The sequence below is a fragment of the Bacillus sp. JJ1127 genome (assembly GCF_036965845.1).
Classification (GTDB): Bacteria; Bacillota; Bacilli; order Bacillales; family Bacillaceae_G; genus Bacillus_A.
In genome coordinates this window covers 909-1,457 of sequence record NZ_JBALQK010000444.1, presented here as the reverse complement: position 1 = coordinate 1,457, position 549 = coordinate 909, and the positions used below count along the sequence as shown (strand labels likewise).

The window sequence follows — 549 nt, the reverse complement described above, 5'->3', positions numbered from 1 at the left end:
ATTAAAAAGGACCTGCTATTTGGGGACAGGTCCTTTTAAAAAGATGAGAGAGAACTACACAGGGAATCACCTTTATATTACCATAAATAGGATTTTAATCCTATTTATGGATGTTGAGAAATAAATTAGAAAGGTGTTAATAAAAATTTCATTTTGTAGTAAATTCGAAACTCCCTAACTTTGGATAGCTAGGGAGACGGTATAACAGCCAACGAAGGCTTATTTGTAAGATATCAAAAATTTTAAAAAATGTATCCATGTAAATTTTGGGAAAACAAAGAGTCGCTAGAAAGGTATCAAGGACTAATGAATCAGATAGAATATTTGGAATGTAGGTCAACCGATAATTTCATTGAGATGAATTACATTGTGGTAAATAGAAAGCAATCTATAGTATCCGTAAAATATCGTGCATGTGAATCTATAAAAATTGATTTAACAGCAATAGAAGAAAATTTAGGAAGAGAACATCAATCGATTATGATACCAGAAGTAGAACTAACCTTTACATACAAAGGAGGAGTTTTACGTCGTTTTTTTAATTGATGT

General features: G+C 30.8%; 1 protein-coding gene. It reads left to right on the top strand.

The window, feature by feature from the left end:
* Positions 1–306 precede the first annotated feature (306 nt).
* Positions 307–546, top strand: coding sequence for a hypothetical protein (locus V7183_RS25710; RefSeq protein WP_335361305.1), 240 nt, complete (start codon positions 307–309; stop codon positions 544–546).
* Positions 547–549 lie beyond the last annotated feature (3 nt).

Coding starts and splice junctions, on each gene's coding strand:
- V7183_RS25710 (WP_335361305.1), top strand. CDS start 307: ATGAATCAGATAGAATATTTGGAATGTAGGTCAACCGATAATTTCATT.